This window comes from Chryseobacterium sp. JM1, from assembly GCF_000737715.1.
Lineage (GTDB): Bacteria > Bacteroidota > Bacteroidia > Flavobacteriales > Weeksellaceae > Chryseobacterium.
Map to the genome: position 1 here is coordinate 1 of NZ_JPRN01000014.1, position 19,513 is coordinate 19,513.

Here is a 19,513-nt window from a genome sequence, read left to right on the forward strand (position 1 = left end):
ATACATCCGACATTCTACAATATATACCTTCTTTAGGGTGGTTTTAGCGGTGGGGCTCACCTGTTCCCATTCCGAACACAGAAGTTAAGCCCACCAGCGCCGATGGTACTGCGAAAGCGGGAGAGTAGGCCGCCGCCAGTTTTTATTTAAAAGTCTCATACAGCAATGTGTGAGACTTTTTTTTGTTTTATAACTATACCAATACCAACCAATACCCAAACCAAACATAAGTAATGAGTAATGAGTAATGAGTAATGAGGGAGCAGAAACTACTACTACTACTACTACAGAATATCAATCATCTTTCATCAATCATCATTTATCTTTACATTTGCCATAAGCCATAAGCAAAGTCCTGTACAGAAGTGTACCGGATTTTTTAGCTTGCATTGTATATCCATTGCAAAGGCTTTAGCCGAAACTTAGACTAAGGGTTTTCATAAAGATCGAAGATCTTTAATTCTTGTTAAATCTTAGCTTAATTAATATATAGAACAAAAAAGATGGCCTTTCGACCATCTCTTCTTATTGTATTTAAAAGTTAATATTATTTTTTAATAACAGTCGTTGTATAGATCAGACCTTCTTTATCGAAAAGTCTCAATACATAAGATCCTGCTGAATATTCTGTGAAACTGATGTTTCCTGAATATTTCACTCTACCTGTCATATTTCTTCCGGACATATCATATAGTTCGTAATGAGTAACCTGTTTGTCAGTAATCACAGAAAGAATATCTTTCACAGGGTTAGGAACGATTTTGATATCACTAACATTCTGATACTCCTTTGTGCCTAAACTTGAAGTAAGTGTTAGTACTCTGGAATTTTTACTCTCATTTAAGCATATATTTAAAGCAACAAGTTCAGCGACACTTTTTCCAACAAAGCTTGATACATTGGCTGTACTGACATAAGAGATCCCTTTTACAGTAAAAGTACCGGCTGGAAGAGTTGTGAAGTTTGCCGTTGGGCTTACTGCCTGAATTTTACCAGTCGAATTATTAATGGCGACAAATGTGTAGCTGTAGCCTGCAGGTGTTGTAGCAGTCTCATACAAACTTCCGGGGCCGGCAGCCGTAAGCGTATAACTGGTTGCATTCGCTGGATTGGAAAAATTTGAAATCACAAAGTAATAATCAACTCCTTCATTTAATACAACAGCTTTTGCAGATGTTACAGAGGTATAATTTGAGCCGTTATAATAAGCATTTGAAGTTAAAAAGTTAGCCAGTGTAGCAGGACTTCCAGAATGTACGGACGTAATTAGAAATCCGGATGATTTGGAGAAAACATATGAACCGGTTTCCGTAACTCTGAATTTAAATGTATTGGTTACAGAATTGCTGCTTGCAGAAACAGGAGCTGTCATTGCAGAACTGCTATATACAATAACGTTATTTGTACTGGTTCCTACATTATATACAAAAGTTTTAGAAGAATATGCTGCATCTGCCGCTGGTGGAGCTATCATATTAAGATTAGATGCCGGACTACCCGCAACAGCTGTAGCTGCAGTCTGTGGAGTAATATAAGTGGAATAAGCTGCACAGTCCGATGTAATGGTAAAATTATTGTCAGAGACATCGAAAAATTCAGCAGAAGGATTGATAACACCAACTACTTTCACTCTTGCTTTATCGGTAGATGGAATATAAGGAATAGTAGCGCTGTAGCTGCCGTTATTCGGAACATTGGATCCTAATGTATAAGGAAACGATACTCCTCCATCGATAGATAGTAAAATATCAACATTACTTTTAATTGTATTGGTATTATTAACATCCCAGGTAATGTTCATATTTGTGTTTGAGGCTACGGAAATACCTGTAGCATTCGGATATGAAACAGTTAATGGTCCATTGTTGCTAACCGTTACAATGATTTCATCAGAATCCAGTCCTCCGTTTGTTGCATTATTATCTCTTACGGTAAAACGGAATTTCATATTTCTTGCTACCAAAGGTAGAGCTTCGGCATCATTTGTAGGTGGATTGTTTTGATTATTCAAGACAAACTGCATCTTAGGAAAATATCTTTCTGTAGTGGAAACCGTTTGTTCAGAACGGAACAATGGTGCAGTCGTACTGTTTACAGCGGTATAGCCACCTGTTCCGGTAATTGTGGATCCGAATGCTCCTTTATCATTCGCTGTAGCTATATCAGCCTGTTCCCAGGTATAAGATAGGTTACTGTCATTAGGGTCAGAGGAGATTCCTTTTAATTTAAACGGTGTATTTTTCGGGATGGTAATATCTACTCCGGCATTGGCAGAAGGAGCCTGGTTGGTACTGGCTACAATAGTATAACAGTTCGCAGGAGTTTGCAGATAAGCCAAAATTTGATCTAAACTTCTTGCATTAAAATAACTTAGATTATTATTTCCTGTATTTGTTTGATTATTTGGGGTTGAGCAGTTAGTTGAATATCCCATAAGCGTTGATCCTCCACCGGGTTCAATGGCAGCACCTGCATTCCATCCGCTTGTACAAAAAGTAGGACTACTAGCACTTCCTCCAACGGCATTATAAGTATGTCCTGCAGAGAATTGGTGTCCCATTTCATGAGCAATTAATCCGGCAACAATTCCCTTAGGCATTGTCAGAGCCCATTGACTCCATGCCCTTGATTTTGAAGTATTGTTACACGGTTGCGGACCAGCCTGGCCCTGAGCTCCGCCACTGCTTAGAATATTGAATGTATGCCCTATATCATATTTATTATAAACAAGGGTCGTATTGGTGTTCAAAGTATTAAAACCGGTTTGAGAATTGGCTGCACTGGCAAAAGAAGGATCCACAGTAAATGGATCTGTAGCAGGATCAGTAAATATCAGAGTTTTATTAGTCGTATCAGCGATAAGACCGAATGTTACTGAAACCTCAGATTCATAAATTTTATTAATCAGATTGACCATATTGACAGCTTCTGCCAAAGCATCATCTGTATTTCCTGCAAAGGCTTGGGTAAATTCACCAGTCGTAGCAACCGCCAGTCTGAATTTTCTGATCTGGTTTCCAAATGGAAAATTGACCGCTGATTTTGAGTTTAAAGACTGTTTAACTACTGCTAATTCCTTAATCACATCATTTTCTTCTACCCCACAGGTAAATCTTTCATCAAATTGAGAGAAAGCATTGTATATCCTGTACTCGCCGGGAGATGTTTTGTAAGGTTCTACAATAAAATAACCTTCATCATTTTTAATAATGGCATTAAAGTGATCTTTAAAGACAGACAGTTTTAAAGAAGAACTGCGATCTTCACTTACACCGTCAAAAGTAAGGATTGAATTAAGCCTTTGCTCTGTAAGACTGTTTTCGCTTAGATTAAATCTTATACTTTTCCCGTTTTCTGCAGGAATGCTGATCCAGACCTTTGAGATTTTCTCTTTTTTTAATCGGCTTTGCCGAAACTGGCTATCAAATCTTTGGAAGTCAAAAGGGAAAACGCTGCCTGGTAAGGAGGCTTCTTTTGAAATGTTCTGTCCCCAAAAAATGTTAAAAACAATTAATAGGAAAAAGGTTAATTTAATTTTCATAATAAAGTGATTCTTTTAATAAAGTTAATCAATAAAAAGCAACGGCAATATGAATTATTTATCATATTGCCGTTTTATAAGATTTATTAAAAAAATAAACTTAGTTTTTGTATGTTGTGAATATTTTTATACCTGGATAACTCCTAGATTGAATTTTTCCGTAATCGGAGAATGATTAGCTGCTTCAATACCCATAGAAATCCATTTTCTCGTATCGGTAGGGTTGATAATAGCATCCGTCCAAAGCCTTGCAGCAGCGTAAGTAGCTTCTGTCTGCTTCTGATATCTTTTGGTAATGGTATCCAAAATTTCGTTGTGCTCTTCTTCAGAGATTTCTTTACCCTGTTTTTTCAAGGTAGACTCCTGAATCTGCACTAGAACTTTTGCAGCCTGAGACCCACCCATTACAGCAAGATCCGCCCAAGGCCATGCTACGATCAGTCTTGGATCATAAGCTTTACCGCACATCGCATAGTTTCCGGCTCCGTAGGAATTTCCTGTAATGATTGTGAATTTTGGAACTACAGAATTAGAAACGGCATTCACCATTTTAGCCCCATCTTTAATAATACCACCGTGCTCAGATTTCGACCCTACCATAAATCCTGTAACATCCTGAAGGAATACCAAAGGAATCTTTCTCTGGTTACAGTTAGCGATAAATCTTGTTGATTTATCAGCAGAATCCGAATAAATTACGCCTCCGAACTGCATTTCGCCTTTTCCGCTTTTTACAAGCTTTCTTTGGTTGGCTACAATTCCTACGGACCAGCCATCAATTCTTGCGGTAGCACAGATGATGCTTTTACCGTAATCCGGTTTATATTCTTCGTATTCTGAATTATCAACTAAACATTTAATGATCTCGTAAGTGTCATACTGTTCCGCTCTTGAAACAGGAACGATACCGAAAATATTATCAGGGTTTTCTTTTGGAGGAAAGCTTTCTATTCTGTCGAATCCAGCCTTTTCAGTACTTCCAAGAGATTTCATGATGTTTTTGATTCTGTCTAAAGCATCTTTGTCATCTTTAGCCTTATAATCCGTCACTCCTGAAATAGCACAGTGCGTGGTAGCGCCTCCCAATGTTTCATTATCAATAGTTTCACCGATGGCTGCTTTTACAAGGTAACTTCCGGCAAGGAAAATAGAACCTGTTTTATCCACAATCATCGCTTCATCACTCATAATAGGGAGATAAGCTCCTCCTGCTACACAGCTTCCCATCACCGCAGAGATCTGAATGATCCCCATGGAACTCATTTTAGCATTATTTCTGAAAATTCGTCCGAAATGTTCTTTATCAGGGAAAATTTCATCCTGCATAGGAAGATAAACACCCGCAGAGTCTACCAGATAAATGATCGGAAGTTTGTTTTCCATGGCAATTTCCTGGGCTCTCAGGTTTTTCTTTCCGGTAATCGGGAACCATGCACCTGCTTTTACGGAAGCATCATTCGCCACAACCAGACACTGTCTGCCTGAAACATACCCCATCACGACCACAACTCCTCCGCTTGGGCATCCACCATGTTCTTTATACATTTCATAGCCAGCAAATGCACCGATTTCTATGGAATCTGAACCTTTGTCGAGAAGATATTCCACTCTTTCTCTTGCTGTTATTTTTCCTTCGTCGCGAAGCTTTTGAAGCCTCTTTTCACCGCCTCCTTTTTTTATTTCAGCGAGCAATTGATTGAGATCGGATAATTTTAATCTATTTTGATCTTCCCGCTTGTTGAATTCAAGGTCCATAAAATTTCAATTTTTTACGCCTAAAGATACTATTTTTATAAAGAATACACACTGAAGTAAAACAAGTGTTTAATATATTGGTTCTCAGAAATTTGTGAAATTTTTAACAAAAAATTATTTTTAAATTACTGATATTTTTTCTAACTTTACTACAGAGTTAAAGGGATGATATTCCCTGCTAAATACTCTAAGTTCCTAGTTTATTTTTTTAATAGTTTATTATTTGAAGGCCCTGAACGTTGAACAAATTTTCAGGGTTTTTTTACGTCCCCATAATAAATAGATGAGCAGAATTTCACATTTTCTGCTTTTTATTTCACTAAACTTATCTTTTTAGCACTATTTCTAAATGCTATTTGTAAATTTGCCTGTTAAAAATTTATAGAAGTTAGGATATGCAAAAATTAGCACTTTTCAGGTTGCACTTGATTGTTTTTTTGTGGGGGTTTACTGCAATTTTGGGAAAACTGATTCATGCCAATGCTCAGATTCTCGTATTTTACAGGATGCTGTTTGCGGCCATATTCCTATTTATATTTATCAGGATCTATAAAAAAGAGAGTATAAAAGTATCGAAGAAGATCTTTTTTCAGCTGGCAGGTATCGGGTGTGCCATGGCGCTTCACTGGTACTGCTTTTTTTATTCCATTAAAGTTTCGAATGTTTCCATCGCATTAAGCTGCCTTTCTCTTTCTACCTTATTTGCTTCAATACTTGAACCCATTATTTTTAAAAGGAAGATCGATATATCAGAAGTCATCATGGGTGTCGTGATTGTTGCCTGTATTTTACTGATCTTTAAAACAGAGTTTCATTTTAAAGAAGGGATCATCTATGGGATCCTCTGTGCCATATTCGGGACCATCTTTTCTGTTTTTAACGGGAAGATGTTTGGAAAAACGAGTTCCGGAAATATTATATTTTATGAAATCTTCTGTGGATGGCTGGTTCTTGCTCTATTTTATATGGGGACAGGGCAGATTTTTCACATGGATGAAATAAACTACAGAGATCTGGCGTTAATATGCTTGTTGGCCAGTGTTTTTACGGCGTTTCCAATGTTGGAATCTGTAAACCTGATGAAGTATATTTCGCCGTTTACTCTAATTTTAACAGTTAATTTAGAACCTGTTTACGGAATTATACTAGCTTTTTTTATCTTTGGGGAATCAGAAGAAATGAGTCCAGTATTTTATGGAGCTTCAGGCGTTATGATACTGGCAATCATTGTCAATGGATTGATGAAATCCAGAAAAACTAAAAAACTAAAAAAACTTTAACTAAGCATCAAATTTATATGATGAAGAAATATTTTTTACTTGCATTTTCACTGCTGTTTGGGCTGTCTCAATCTCAGATCATAAGAAAATACTCCAATGAATTTCTAAATATAGGAGCTGGAGCAAGAGGACTGGCCATGGGTGGAGCTGTAATTTCCAATCAGGACGACGTATACGCCTCGATGTGGAACCCCGCAGGTTTAATGGCTATCGAAAGAGACTGGCAGGGCGCAGCAATGCACGCAGAATATTTCGAATCTATTGCAAAATATGATTATTTAGCCTACGCAAAAGTACTGGAAGAAGGTGTATTCGGAGTTTCTGTAGTAAGATTAGGGGTAGACAATATCCTGAACACTACACAGATGATCGATTCAGAGGGGAATATTGACTATGATAAAATCACAAAATTTTCCCAGTCTGATTATGCCGCCATCCTTTCCTATGCATTTCATCCTGCCGGAAATCCGAAACTGGATGTGGGGGTCAATGCTAAGATTGTTTATAGAAATGTAGGGAAATTTGCCAACGGTTATGGTTTTGGTTTTGATATCGGTGCTATTTATAAAGCAGACAACGGATGGAAATTTGGGGGTATGTTGCGTGATGCAACAACCACTGTCAACTTCTGGAGCATCAATCAAAAGGAGCTTTCTACTGTGGTAAACGGAGAAGAATTTAACCCGGCACCAAAAGATAAAATGGAGCTTACCATGCCTAAACTGAATGTTGGGGCAAGTAAAATATTCAATATCAACAGCAGCCTTTATGTATTACCGGAAGCAGGAATTAACGTGGATTTCGCGAAAACGGCCGCTTTGGTTTCTACAGATTTTGCCAGCCTTACGCCTTACGCAGGGGCTGAACTTGGCTATCAGAAAATGATTTTCGTAAGACTTGGGGTAAACAGATTCCAGTCTATCACAGATATTGAGGACCTAAAAAGAAAAGTTTCTTTCCAGCCGAGCGCAGGTATCGGGATAAAATACAGAGGACTTACACTGGATTACGCCATCACCAATTCAGGAATAGGAGGATCTAATTTCTATTCTAATTTTTTCTCTCTTAAGCTGGATATGGGAGCATTCAGAAATGATTAACTTTGACATGTAATTTAAAAGCAATGAAAAAAATTTCAATACTGGCATCTTTCTTCCTGGTAACAGCTGTTTTTGGGCAGAAGATTTCTGATTATAAATATATTTCCGTTCCGGAAAAATTTAAAGATTTTGATAAAGATCCTTACGGGCTTGAAGCATTATTGTCCAAGAGCCTGACCAATAAAAAATATAGCGTTGTACAGAATATCAAAGACTGGCCGGCTGATATCAGGGAAAATCCTTGCCGTGTTGCATACGCTAATGTTTTTGACGACAGCAATTTTTTAAAGAACAGAGTACGCATTGAAGTGAAGGATTGTAATGATAAAGCTATTTTCACTTCCAAAGGCTCTTCCAATATTAAAGATTTTAAGGACGGATTTCAGGATGCTCTTAAACAGGCTGTCATAGCTGTTCCTGTTTCATATCCTTCAGAAACAAATTTAGCCGTAAAAGCAGCAGAACCAGTAGCCACATCATCTGTAGTTAAAAATGATACTCCTGTCTCTTCCGCACCTGTTTCAGAAAATAAATCAGGGAAGTATTCAAACGGGAAGTGGAACCTTCAGAAAATACAGGTAGACAATAGTCAGTTTATTCTTGCGGACAGCGGAAGTTCTGTACCGTTCGCAGTTTTTAAAACGTCTTCAAAAAAAGAGGTCTTCAGAGTAAAACTGGCAGACGGAACTTATACCATCGGTTATTTTGAAAATGGAAATATCATTATTGATATGCCACAAGCTAACGGAGAGTTTTCCAAAGAAGTATTTTCATCAAAATAAAAATACATTTAAATAAACCATATATTATCCTTAATTCAAACGTAAGAATGAGTTAAGGATTAATTTTATTATCTATGAAAAAGATTTATGTTTCCTTATTGGTAGCGCTGTCGGTATACTCCAGTGCACAAAATGTTTTTAATGCCAAACTGCATGAAATTAATTTCGGTTCCTCCAGCACCCCCGGTGATTTAATTAAACTGAATGATTTCATCATTTTTCCAGCTACAAGATTCAGTGATGAAGGAACAGAATTGTGGAGCTTTAATTCTGTGACTCAAAAATCTTCACTGCTGAAAGATATTTTTCCGGGTCACAACAGTGGTATGTCCGGTTCCCCGTCTTTTGTAAAAGTAAATGACAAAATATATTTTCTGGCGAAGCAAAGTTTTTCAGGGAATCAGATCTGGGTAACGGATGGAACTGCAGCTGGAACGGAAAAAGAAAAAGACCTCATTTCAGACTATTCTATCGGGAATCTCGTTGTAGCCGGAAATAAAATTTTCTATTATGTCCAAAATGAATTGTGGTCGTATGATACCCTATCAAAGGATCTGCTGAAAGTGAAGACTTTTGTGTATTCCGGAGACGTAAAAATGTATTCATTTAATAGCGAACTGATACTGGCTGCCGATGACGGAGTTCATGGAAAAGAGATTTGGAAGTCGGATGGAACTTTAGCCGGGACTGTTTTACTTAAAGATATTGCTCCTAATACGGGAAGCAGTATTTCAGGAGACTTTAATATATTGCTTCTTAACAGTAAATTTTACTTTATAGCTAATCTGGGAACTGGATATGCACTTTATGCCAGTGATGGAACAGAAGCCGGAACAGTTCCTGTAAAACCATTACGAGCACCTCGCTTAAACGGAGTTGCGGCAGATAATTATTTCGTATTTGAAGGATTTGATCCTGATGCAGGAGGAATGGAACCCTGGATCTCCGATGGAACCGCTGCCGGAACGAAGATGCTTAAAAATATAATGCCGGGAAATACAAGTTCCATGGCGAACAGCAAATTTATCAGACTTAACAATAAAATATATTTTGACAGCAATAGTAATGGAGTAAGCCCGGCTTATGGAGACTATATCTGGGAAACAGACGGTACTGAAGCTGGAACTGTTGTATTCAATACACCACCTGAAACTGAGCTGTACGGCAAAAGTTCAGATGGTAAGCATCTGATTCTTACGAAACCTAATTATGGAAACAGATATTGGGTAACGAACGGAAACTCATCTCAGACATTTGAAATTACAGATATTGGGATGCCTTATAACAACAGCTTTGTAGATCTGAATTCTAAGATTTATCTCACGGGAAATAATCCAAAAAATGGAACGGAACTCTTCTCTGTAGATCCGGTTTCTCAGAATTCTGCTTTAGCTTCTGATATCAGCAGGTTTGAAAATTCTGCCCCGCATTCTTTCGGCGTTCTGAATAATGAACTCATCTTTGTTGCTGCAGATCGCCAGTATAATAATCAGTTGTATAAAAGAAACAAAAATACGACCCAGCTTGAAAGACTTTCCAGCTTTGGAGGATCTTCATTTGTAGGAATGTTTTCCAGACCTGAAGATACATTTTTTAAAGTAGGAAACTATCTGTATACCAAAAACGGTAGCCCGAACCCAATGAATGGATTGTACAGAACAGACGGTACAGCAGCCAATTCAGTGGAAGTATCTACCTCTCCCGGAACGTCAACCTATGATCAATCTTTTTTTGTCAGTCTGAATGACAATACCCTGTTGTTTTCCGGATACAACAACGTACTGGGAACTGAGCTCTGGAAAATTGATAATACTTCCGATACTGCAGTACTGGTAAAAGATATTTCAACGGATGATATGGGAAGCATGTATAACACAGATTCTCAGACAGCGGTTCTGAATGGTTTTGCCTATTTTGTAGCCAAAGAAAATGGAAAACTGGGAATCTGGAAATCTGACGGTACTTCTGCGGGAACTTCAAAAGCCATTCAGTTTAATTATCAGAGTGGAGATGATGGAGATATCAAGGTATTAAAGAGTTTTAATAACAAACTTTTCTTCACAAAAAGAAAAGAAAATAACTCAAGCTATGCCCAAAATGAACTATGGGCTTCAGATGGAGATCAGGCTTCTGCAGTTTTATTAAAAGATTATACGATACCTTCTGGTGGTGGTAATATTTCCAGAGAAACTGAAGTTTTAAATGATAAATTGTTTTATATCACAACAGGCTACCCTTCAGGTCTTCACTCAACAGATGGTACTGTGGCGGGAACTACTGAGATCTTAAGCAGTAATTTTTTCAGCGAAACTAAATTTAAAAAATGTGGAAACCAGTTATTTTTTACCAATAACAATAGTACACAGCTTTGGAGAACAGATGGAACCGCTAGTGGTACGTTCAGTCTATCTTCCAATTTATCGTCTGTAAAAGAGATGATCTGTGTCAATAATTATCTGTATTTTCTGAATGGGGATTCCAAGAAGGTATGGAAAACCAATGGTACAGCCTCTAATACAATCCCGATGGATATTTTTGTAACCAATGATGACAGTCAGCTGCTGGCGAATGAAAATATTGAAAAATTAACAACTGACGGCGAAAGACTATATCTGTCTATTGCAACAAAAAATCACGGAAGTGAGCTGTACGAAATCACAGATACCCTGCCGGTATATTTGGCTACTGACGATATTCGTAGAGCCGATGGGAAAAATACAGCGGCAGATATTCAGATTTACCCGAATCCTGTAACAGAATATTTCTCAGTAAAGGCAAAAGGAGATGGTAAGATCCAAACCGTGAAGATCTATGATGCTTCTGGAAAATTGATCAGAAATATCACAAACACTACTGATAAGATTAATGTATCAGATATCTCTTCAGGAATTTATTTCATTAGAATAAAAACTGATAAAGGAGAACATCTCGGTAAGATCATCAAAAAATAATTACAAAAAAGGCTCTTTCGAAAGAGCCTTTTTTATTTGTTTTATGCGGTTACGAATTACCATTGAAATAATCGTAAATAACCTTCGCCTTACTTTTCCCCAGAATCTCTTCCAGTGTCTCCATACTTGATTCCCGGATCCGTTTAACGGATTTCAATTTGGAAAGTAACAGTTCAATCGTTTTTTCACCCACACCCGGAATTTCTTCCAGCTCAGATTTGATGGTCGAGTTTTTTCTTCTCGTTCTGTGGTGCTTTACTCCGAAACGGTGAGCTTCATCTCTTACGCGCTGCAAGATCTTTAAGGTTTCTGATTTTTTATCCAGATACAAAGGAATAGAATCTTCAGGAAAGAATATTTCCTCCAGTCTCTTCGCGATCCCTACAATGGTAATTTTACCGTAAAGTCCCAATAACCTCAGACTTTTTACAGCAGAAGAAAGCTGGCCTTTTCCACCGTCAATCAGAATCAGCTGCGGAAGATCTTCTCCTTCATCCAGCAGTCTTTTATAGCGTCTGTAAATTACTTCTTCCATGGTAGCAAAGTCATTGGCTCCTTCTACCGTTTTCGGATGGAAAATTCTATAGTCGGCTTTGCTTGGTTTTCCGTCTTTAAATACAACACAGGCAGAGACAGGATTTGTTCCCTGAATGTTCGAGTTATCAAAACCTTCAATATGTCTTGGTTCTACCGGCATTCTCAACAGTTTCTGCATTTCTGCCATGATTCTGTTGGTATGTCTTTCTGGATCTACAATCTGTACCTGCTTTAATTTTTCCAAACGGTATTCCTTGGCGTTTTTCTCGGACAGTTCTACAATCCTTTTTTTATCGCCTACTTTGGGAACAATCAGTTTTACATTCGGAATCTCTACCGAAAGATGGAACGGAAGCAGGACCTCTTTAGAATCCGAGCTGAACTTTTGTCGGATCTCGATGAGCGCTTCTTCCATAATATCTTCATCGGTTTCCTCAAGGATTTTTTTGATTTCCGTAGTAAAACTCTGGATGATATTTCCGTTTCTGATCTTAAAGAAATTCACATAAGCAGCCGTTTCATCACTGGTCATTCCGAATACATCCACATCATCAATATTGGGATTCACCACTGTGTTTTTAGCCTGATAATCTTCTAAAATATCCAGTCTTTCCTTAATGATCTGTGCTTCTTCAAACTTCAGGTTTTCTGCATGTTTCATCATCTGATTCACCAGATATTCCTTTGCTTTCCGGAAATCTCCTTTGATAATTCCACGGATGGCATCGATCTTTTCATCATAATCTTCTTTGCTTTCCAGATCCTCGCAAGGCCCTTCACAGTTTTTGATATGATATTCCAGGCAGACTTTATATTTTCCTTCGTCTATTTTAGCCGGCGAAAGATTCAGATTACAGGTTCTGAGCTTATAAATATGTTTAATGGTATCCAGTAGAATCTTTGCAGGACGTACTTTGGCGTAAGGTCCATAGTATTCAGATCCGTCTTTGATCACGTTTCTGGTGAGAAAGATTCTTGGAAAGTTTTCGTTTTTAATACAGATCCACGGGTAGGTTTTATCATCCTTCAACAATACATTGTAAAAAGGACGGTGCTCCTTGATCAGGTTATTTTCCAGTAAAAGAGCGTCGTATTCGCTGTTAACGATCGTCGTTTCCAGACGGACAATCTTTCCTACCATTATTTTAATACGGTAGCCCGGAAGGTTTTTGTTGAAGTAGGAGAGAACCCTTTTCTTTAAGTGTTTGGCCTTTCCTACATACAGCAATTGATCGTTTTTATCATAATAACGATAAACGCCTGGTTCTGATGGTAAAGTTTTAAGCTGTAATTCTAAAGAAGGATTCATATAACAAAATTACGGAATCCATCCGGGATTTAAAAGAACAAAAAAACTGCAGAATTTTCTGCAGTTTTATGAGGTATATGTAAATCAGATCCGGGTTTGAGAGTCGGAGCGTTTTAGGGTTTGAAAGTTTTGACATGAATGTTTCAGGTCTTACAATATCTGAAATCTTATATCTACTCAAAAAATTCACCATTCACTTGCGAAGCAAAATTCACGATTGACTCTTAGTTTGCTCATCCCAAACTCAGATTAAAATTAAATTTTATCCGTTGCTCATCGCAGTGTATTCATTGATCAGGAAGCTTAAATAATCCCACTCAACAGAGTTTTTAGGGTATTTCTTCATGAATTCTGCATTATCACCAAAAAGGAAATCGTAATTATCTTCGAAGTCATCCTTGTGAAGCCACATCACCTTATCACCTTTCTTTACATAATAAGATTTGATAACGCCACCACCAAGCTGAGGAGAACCCATCATAGAAAAACCTCCGGTTTCTTTAGCTCTAGGATCATGATAGACAGAAATGATATCACTGAAGTCAGGGTTGATCAGCTGCATAAGGAATTCCTTATCATCTTTTTTGTTTTTCAGGGAAACGGTTTGATTGACGAAATGTATTCTGCCACCCGCTGTATTCTTCGTCAGTTTTTTGGTGCCGAAATTTCTGATGTTTCCCATATACTTTCCAACTTTTGCTATTTTTTCAGCATTGGTAGGGTATACATACATCTCGTTGATCTGTTCAGCATTAAAGACTTCATTCTTTTTCGTGATGCTGTCTTTCAAAGAAACTTCATAAATCTGTCCTTTTTTTGTTTCAATCTTGCCACAGAAACCTTTATGAGAGCTTCCGTCTTTTAAAACAATGGTTGATGTTTTCTTAGGAGATGGTGTATTGAAGCCCTCGTTGAAGAGATAAGTTTCCATTTTTTTGATGTCTTCTTTGGAGTATTTTACTTTCTGGGCGAAAGTGGCTGTACCTGCAAGACATAACGTAAGCAGTAGAGTTTTAAGTTTCATAAGTTATTGATAATTGTTTTTAATTTTGGCGGTAAAAATAGGAAATTAATTGACGTATTGTCAGAAAAATATAAGACTGTGAAATTTAGCTTTTACAATTATCGTTAAATGCGTAATTTTAAGGAAATTTTTAGAAATGATATACGGTGTAGATGTTTTCACTTTCCATGATGTTCTGGAAATCTGTAAAAAACCCAATAAAGCTAAACTTAATAAAGTAGCCAAAGAACAGATCCTAAAATCTCAGAAAAACGTTCAGAAAATAGTAGAATCCGATAGATGTGTCTATGGGATCAATACGGGTTTCGGCCCCCTTTGCGATACTAAAATATCTGCTGACGAAACTGCCCAGCTGCAGTATAACCTTATTATTTCCCATGCAGTAGGTGTTGGAAAGCCTATCAATAAGGAGTTTTCCAAAATCATGATCATTGCCAAAGTTCATGCTTTGTCTAAAGGTTTTTCAGGAGTTTCTCTTGAAGTGATCGAAAGACTGATCCTGATGCTTGAAAAAGATATTATTCCGGTTGTTCCGGAGCAAGGTTCTGTAGGGGCATCCGGAGATTTAGCTCCTCTTGCTCACCTTGTGCTTCCATTGCTTGGATTAGGACAGGTTTGGGAAGGAGATGAGGTTTTCGAAACCCTTGAAGTTTTAGAAAGACATGGTCTTGAACCGTTGGTATTAGGCCCGAAAGAAGGTTTGGGACTGATCAACGGAACCCAGTTTATTTTGGCTCACGCGATTAAAGGTTTGGAGAAATTTGAATATTTACTGAACCTGGCTGATATGACCGCGGCTATGAGTATTGAAGCGTACAGAGGCTCTGAAAGCCCGTTCAAAAAAGAACTTCACGAGATCAGACCTTTCGAGGGAAGTAAAAAAGTGGCGGCGAGAATGGTTAAGTTTTTAAAAGGTTCTGAAAACATGAAAGCGCATGAAGAATGCGAAAGAGTGCAGGATCCTTATTCCATGAGATGTGTTCCTCAGGTTCATGGTGCCAGCAGAAATGCTTTTGAACACCTTAAGCTGATGGCTGAAACAGAACTGAATTCTGTAACAGACAACCCAATTGTTTTAAGCGCCGAAGAATCTATTTCCGGAGGAAACTTCCACGGACAGCTGATGGCACTTCCATTGGATTATGCTACACTGGCTGCTGCTGAATTAGGAAATATTTCAGACAGAAGAAGTTATTTACTGTTAGAAGGAAAATACGGACTTCCAAGATTATTGACGGAAAGCTCAGGACTGAATTCAGGATTTATGATTCCTCAATATACTTCTGCGGCTTTGGTGACGGAAAATAAAACATTGTGTTTCCCGGCATCGGCAGATTCTATTCCTACAAGTTTAGGACAGGAAGACCACGTTTCTATGGGAAGTATTTCCGGTAGAAAATTCAATCAGGTTTTAGGAAATCTGGTGAATATCTTATCTGTGGAATTGATGTTTGCAGCTCAGGGATTAGAATTCAGAAGACCTTCCAAATGTTCAAAGATCATTGAAGAAAACTTTACTATTATCCGCACAAAAGTGAAGAAGCTGGAAGATGACAGACTGATCGGAAAAGATATGCTGGCGATTGCAGAGCTTATCAATGAAAGAAAATTCAAGGTAGAAGTTTAATAAAAAAGCCAAAAGCAGTGATAGCCATCACTCCTAAAAAATAAATAAATCCCAAGCTTCCTCTCACCGGGGAAGCTTTTGTATTACACCCCAATTTTTAAATCTTTAAATCAATTAAATTTTTAAATCCAAAAAAATGACTACCACAAGAACAGATTCCTCCCACATAGATTTTCAGAATTTAGTTAAACTTCTCGATGCAGATCTTGCCATCCGTAATGGAGATGAGCATTCATTCTATGACCAGTTTAATAAAATTGACAATATCAAAAACTGTATTGTGATCTATATTGATGAAAAGCCGGCGGCATGCGGAGCTTTCAAAAAGTTTTCTGAAGATACGGTAGAGATCAAAAGGATGTACACTCATCCGGATTTCAGGAAAAGAGGTCTGGCCACAGCTATTGTACAGGAACTGGAATCCTGGGCCAGAGAATCAGGGTATGCAAAAGCCATTCTGGAAAGCTCACTTGAACAGAATGAAGCCCTTTCCGTCTACAAGAAAAGCGGGTATTGCAGAATTCCTAACTATGGACCGTATATTGGTGTGGATAAAAGTGTCTGTTATGATAAAATATTATAAATTGTTCAAAGCCTCACGGTAAGGATTCATATTCTTGTAATAGTAAATTCATTTTTTCTAAGCTTTTAATTCCCATCAAAGTGTTATATTGGGAGTCCAAACCATACAATTAAAACTATGAGAAAAAGTGTATTTTACCTACTGGCATTTTTTTTTGTCATGAATTCATGTACCAGCGACCAACTTCAAAATGAAAATCCCACCATTGAAAATGTTCAGAAAGATCCTTTAACGGGAAAACAGATCAACGCAGAAATTAACAGCTCGATCAAAAACACCGGGTCTTTCAACTGGAAAAATGCTTCCGATCATTTGCTTTGGAGCGCCATTTTCAGAGGAAACAGGATGGTGTCCATCGGATTCGGGTCTTCAAAGGATGATTTTGACAGAAGCCTTTCTGCAGACAGTAAAACCATGGAAGCTGAAGTTCTGGATCTGATCAAAAAATATGAAAATGCAGGTCAGGAAAGATTTCTGATGGCTTCAGATCAGTATCTTAATCAGATTGATGTCATCGTAGAAAAAGAGGAAACGATCACAGCCCTGAGAAAGATGAAAACCATCAGGTATGTAGAACCGGGAGACTATCATTATTTTGCAATAGAAAACGGGCTTAATCCCAATGCAAAATCCAGCGGTTCTTCTTCAGGATGCGGCTTTGAATCTACTGCTTTAAGTGCTGCAGATTATACTACTACAACACCGAATGCTAAAGTGCCGTGGTCTTTTACCCAACATAATATTCCTAACGCATGGAGTCACAGCACAGGAGCCGGAGTTACGATAGGCCTTATCGATACAGGAGTTTCACCGGAACAGACCTTACTGGGAAGCAGTTTTAATACAGGAGCTTCTTCCGGAAGAACGATCAGCAAGTTCGGATCATATGTAAATGGTTCTACTACAGACGGACCGGCAGATCAGTGCGGCCACGGGACAAAAATGGCTTCTGTAATGGCAGCCCCGAAAAATAATGCAGGACTTCCTGTAGGTGTGGCTTACAATGCCAATCTGATCACTTACCGTGCGGCTTCCAATGTGGTACTGGAAACTTCCAGCGAGCAGAATGGGGTGAAAACAGCATTTACAGATCTGGCCAATAATACCAGTGTGAAGATTATTTCAATGTCGATGGGACATATTTTCTCTGTCGGAAAAATTGAAGACGGGGTAAAATATGCTTATTCTAAAGGAAAGCTAATCTTCTGTGCAGGAGGAACTTCTACGAGCTTTACTAATTTTGTTGGAGTTATTTTTCCTGCAAGTATGTCCGAAACACAGGCTGTAACCGGTGTAAAGGAAGGAACATCTAATCAGAAATGTGATGTGTGCCATTCCGGAAGTCAGATCGATTTTACATTCCAGATGGAAAGAGCTAATGGAAATACAGTTCCTGTTTTAAGTTATTATAACAATCAGTCTGATTATGTAGGCGGTTCATCAGTGGCAACAGCAGCTACGGCTGGTATTGCAGCTCTTGTCTGGTCTAAAAACCCATCATGGACGAGAGATCAGGTACTGAATAAAATGAGACAGTCTGCTACGTATTATCCTACGGTTAATTCAAGCTACGGGTACGGAAACATCAATGTTCTGAAAGCAGTACAATAAGTTCCATTTTAATAAAAAATTTCGAAGGGAATATCTCAGTCTCCCAGCTGATAATCTAACGGAAGCAGGTTTTCAATTTTATTTTTTGTAAAATCACCTTCGTTGATGAGCAGGTCCGGATTGGTGATATTCCCTTCTTTTGTTACCTCAAAGACTTCGCCTTCGGGATGCAGATAGGAAGACAATGTAATGGGTAATCCCTCTTTAGTAAATTCTTTTCCTTTAATTCCGTAAAAATATTTCTGATAGTTCACCTGCAGCATATCTTTAAAACTGAACAGCACCTTCCCATCTTTTCTTTCCACGTATGCAGAATCAGGGATCTGTGTTTTTACAATGGCAAGTGCATAAGGTTTCTGGTTGTTTTTCCTTTGGGAAATATCACTTATGTTTTCGGGTATTTTCAGCATTGCCGAACTTTTTACAATCTGCTTAAAATCATCAAGGATTTTCAGTTCTTCTTCCGTTGGATATTTCGGATTGGGAACTTTTACCACATGATTCACAATAAACTTTTCTTCTGGGACTTGATTATTGTAAATGCTTCTGAAAAAATGAAGCTGACTTCCATCGTAAGCATTCATCCGGTTAAGTTTGATTTTATCGGAGCTCTTTGTTTCTTTGAAAAAACTTGTTCCTGTATAATTAACCATATGGGTATTAAAGTCTGACGAATAGTTGATCAGACTGTACTGAATCTCATATCCCAGATTTTTATTTTCTATGATTAAAGTATTCGGAGCTTTTACTTTCAGGAACTTATTCTTTTTGTCGTAGGAAAACTTTAGCGACTTTTGGTTTTTGATTGTTACGTGCTCGCGGTCACTGCCGATAAAAGTTTCCAGAAAATAATTGATATAACTTCTATAAGCTTCCGGAGTATAGGGAACCAGCCTGATTTCTTCAATAGCAGTGGTTTTTGTCAGAACCACTTTCAGATTTTTATTGATAACCTCCGAAGCGGGTGTCGTAAAAGTTTCAAAATCGTCCTTCTGAAAAACAACATTTCCCAGATTGGCAGAGGAAATACTAAGACTGAAGGTTCCGTCTTCTTTTGAAACTGTTGCTGTTTTGGTTCCGTCAATATAAATATTTACGCCGGGAATGAGATTGCCGGTATCACTGACTACACGGCCTTTAATAATCTGACCGCTTACAAAATACAGAGGGAGTATAAACAAAAATAGTAATATCGTTTTTTTCATGGTAAACAATATTACTAAATTTCTAGTGATAAAAAAAGACTCTTAAAAACAACGTGATTTCGGGATATTACATTTCCGTTTTTATCAGTATGGAAGGAAGTCAGAAGCTCGGAGAGGGAAGTTATTGAAGTCCAAAGACTGAAATACAGCCTGTTTTTATTAATCTTTTAAAACTACTTCAATACATTTAAAAGAAATTGTTAAATAC

At 37.8% G+C, this 19,513-nt stretch carries 12 protein-coding genes and 1 rRNA gene; 8 read left to right on the top strand and 5 right to left on the bottom strand.

Annotation, left to right across the window (positions count from 1 at the left end; translation table 11 throughout):
• Positions 1-33: 33 nt before the first annotated feature.
• Positions 34-141 (top strand): 5S ribosomal RNA (gene rrf / locus IW22_RS19130).
• A 406-nt stretch (positions 142-547) separates the two neighbouring features.
• Here the strand turns inward: rrf and IW22_RS19135 are convergent.
• Together IW22_RS19135 and IW22_RS19140 are read right to left on the bottom strand one after the other, a co-directional pair.
• On the bottom strand, positions 548-3,541 hold the full coding sequence (locus IW22_RS19135; protein ID WP_034729837.1) for a zinc-dependent metalloprotease: 2,994 nt from the start codon (positions 3,539-3,541) through the stop codon (positions 548-550).
• A 126-nt stretch (positions 3,542-3,667) separates the two neighbouring features.
• Complete coding sequence (locus IW22_RS19140; protein ID WP_034729841.1) at positions 3,668-5,296, bottom strand: acyl-CoA carboxylase subunit beta; 1,629 nt, start codon at positions 5,294-5,296, stop codon at positions 3,668-3,670.
• Positions 5,297-5,691: 395 nt separating this feature from the next.
• On the opposite strand from IW22_RS19140, the gene IW22_RS19145 reads away from it, so the two are divergent.
• From IW22_RS19145 to IW22_RS19160, 4 genes are all read left to right on the top strand, one after another.
• The gene (locus IW22_RS19145) at positions 5,692-6,576 is read left to right on the top strand and encodes a DMT family transporter (protein ID WP_034729844.1); all 885 of its coding nucleotides are present in this window, start codon (positions 5,692-5,694) and stop codon (positions 6,574-6,576) included.
• A gap of 17 nt (positions 6,577-6,593) precedes the next feature.
• A complete protein-coding gene (locus IW22_RS19150) occupies positions 6,594-7,676 on the top strand; it encodes a PorV/PorQ family protein (protein ID WP_034729849.1) in 1,083 nt (360 codons plus the stop codon).
• A gap of 23 nt (positions 7,677-7,699) precedes the next feature.
• Positions 7,700-8,458: a hypothetical protein gene (locus IW22_RS19155; RefSeq protein WP_034729852.1), complete on the top strand. Its 759-nt coding sequence runs from the start codon at positions 7,700-7,702 to the stop codon at positions 8,456-8,458.
• Positions 8,459-8,532: 74 nt separating this feature from the next.
• Positions 8,533-11,409, top strand: a complete 2,877-nt coding sequence (locus tag IW22_RS19160) for a T9SS type A sorting domain-containing protein (RefSeq protein WP_034729855.1) — start codon at positions 8,533-8,535, stop codon at positions 11,407-11,409.
• Positions 11,410-11,458: 49 nt separating this feature from the next.
• On the opposite strand, the gene uvrC is transcribed toward IW22_RS19160, so the two are convergent.
• Positions 11,459-13,255, bottom strand: coding sequence for an excinuclease ABC subunit UvrC (gene uvrC / locus IW22_RS19165; protein ID WP_034729857.1), 1,797 nt, complete (start codon positions 13,253-13,255; stop codon positions 11,459-11,461).
• Positions 13,256-13,517: 262 nt separating this feature from the next.
• On the bottom strand, positions 13,518-14,279 hold the full coding sequence (locus IW22_RS19170) for a hypothetical protein (protein ID WP_034729860.1): 762 nt from the start codon (positions 14,277-14,279) through the stop codon (positions 13,518-13,520).
• 136 nt (positions 14,280-14,415) lie between these two features.
• Here IW22_RS19170 and hutH point away from each other — a divergent pair, with 136 nt between their 5' ends.
• The 3 genes from hutH to IW22_RS19185 all read left to right on the top strand — a co-directional run bounded on the left by hutH (position 14,416) and on the right by IW22_RS19185 (position 18,100).
• Positions 14,416-15,906 (top strand): histidine ammonia-lyase, encoded by a 1,491-nt coding sequence (gene hutH, locus IW22_RS19175; RefSeq protein ID WP_034729863.1) that lies wholly within the window; start codon positions 14,416-14,418, stop codon positions 15,904-15,906.
• A 136-nt stretch (positions 15,907-16,042) separates the two neighbouring features.
• Positions 16,043-16,489 (top strand): GNAT family N-acetyltransferase, encoded by a 447-nt coding sequence (locus tag IW22_RS19180; RefSeq protein WP_034729866.1) that lies wholly within the window; start codon positions 16,043-16,045, stop codon positions 16,487-16,489.
• A gap of 117 nt (positions 16,490-16,606) precedes the next feature.
• Positions 16,607-18,100, top strand: coding sequence for a S8 family peptidase (locus IW22_RS19185; protein ID WP_034729870.1), 1,494 nt, complete (start codon positions 16,607-16,609; stop codon positions 18,098-18,100).
• Between the two features lie 35 nt (positions 18,101-18,135).
• Here IW22_RS19185 and IW22_RS19190 read toward each other — a convergent pair whose 3' ends face one another.
• Complete coding sequence (locus IW22_RS19190) at positions 18,136-19,305, bottom strand: carboxypeptidase-like regulatory domain-containing protein (RefSeq protein WP_034729872.1); 1,170 nt, start codon at positions 19,303-19,305, stop codon at positions 18,136-18,138.
• Positions 19,306-19,513: the final 208 nt, after the last annotated feature.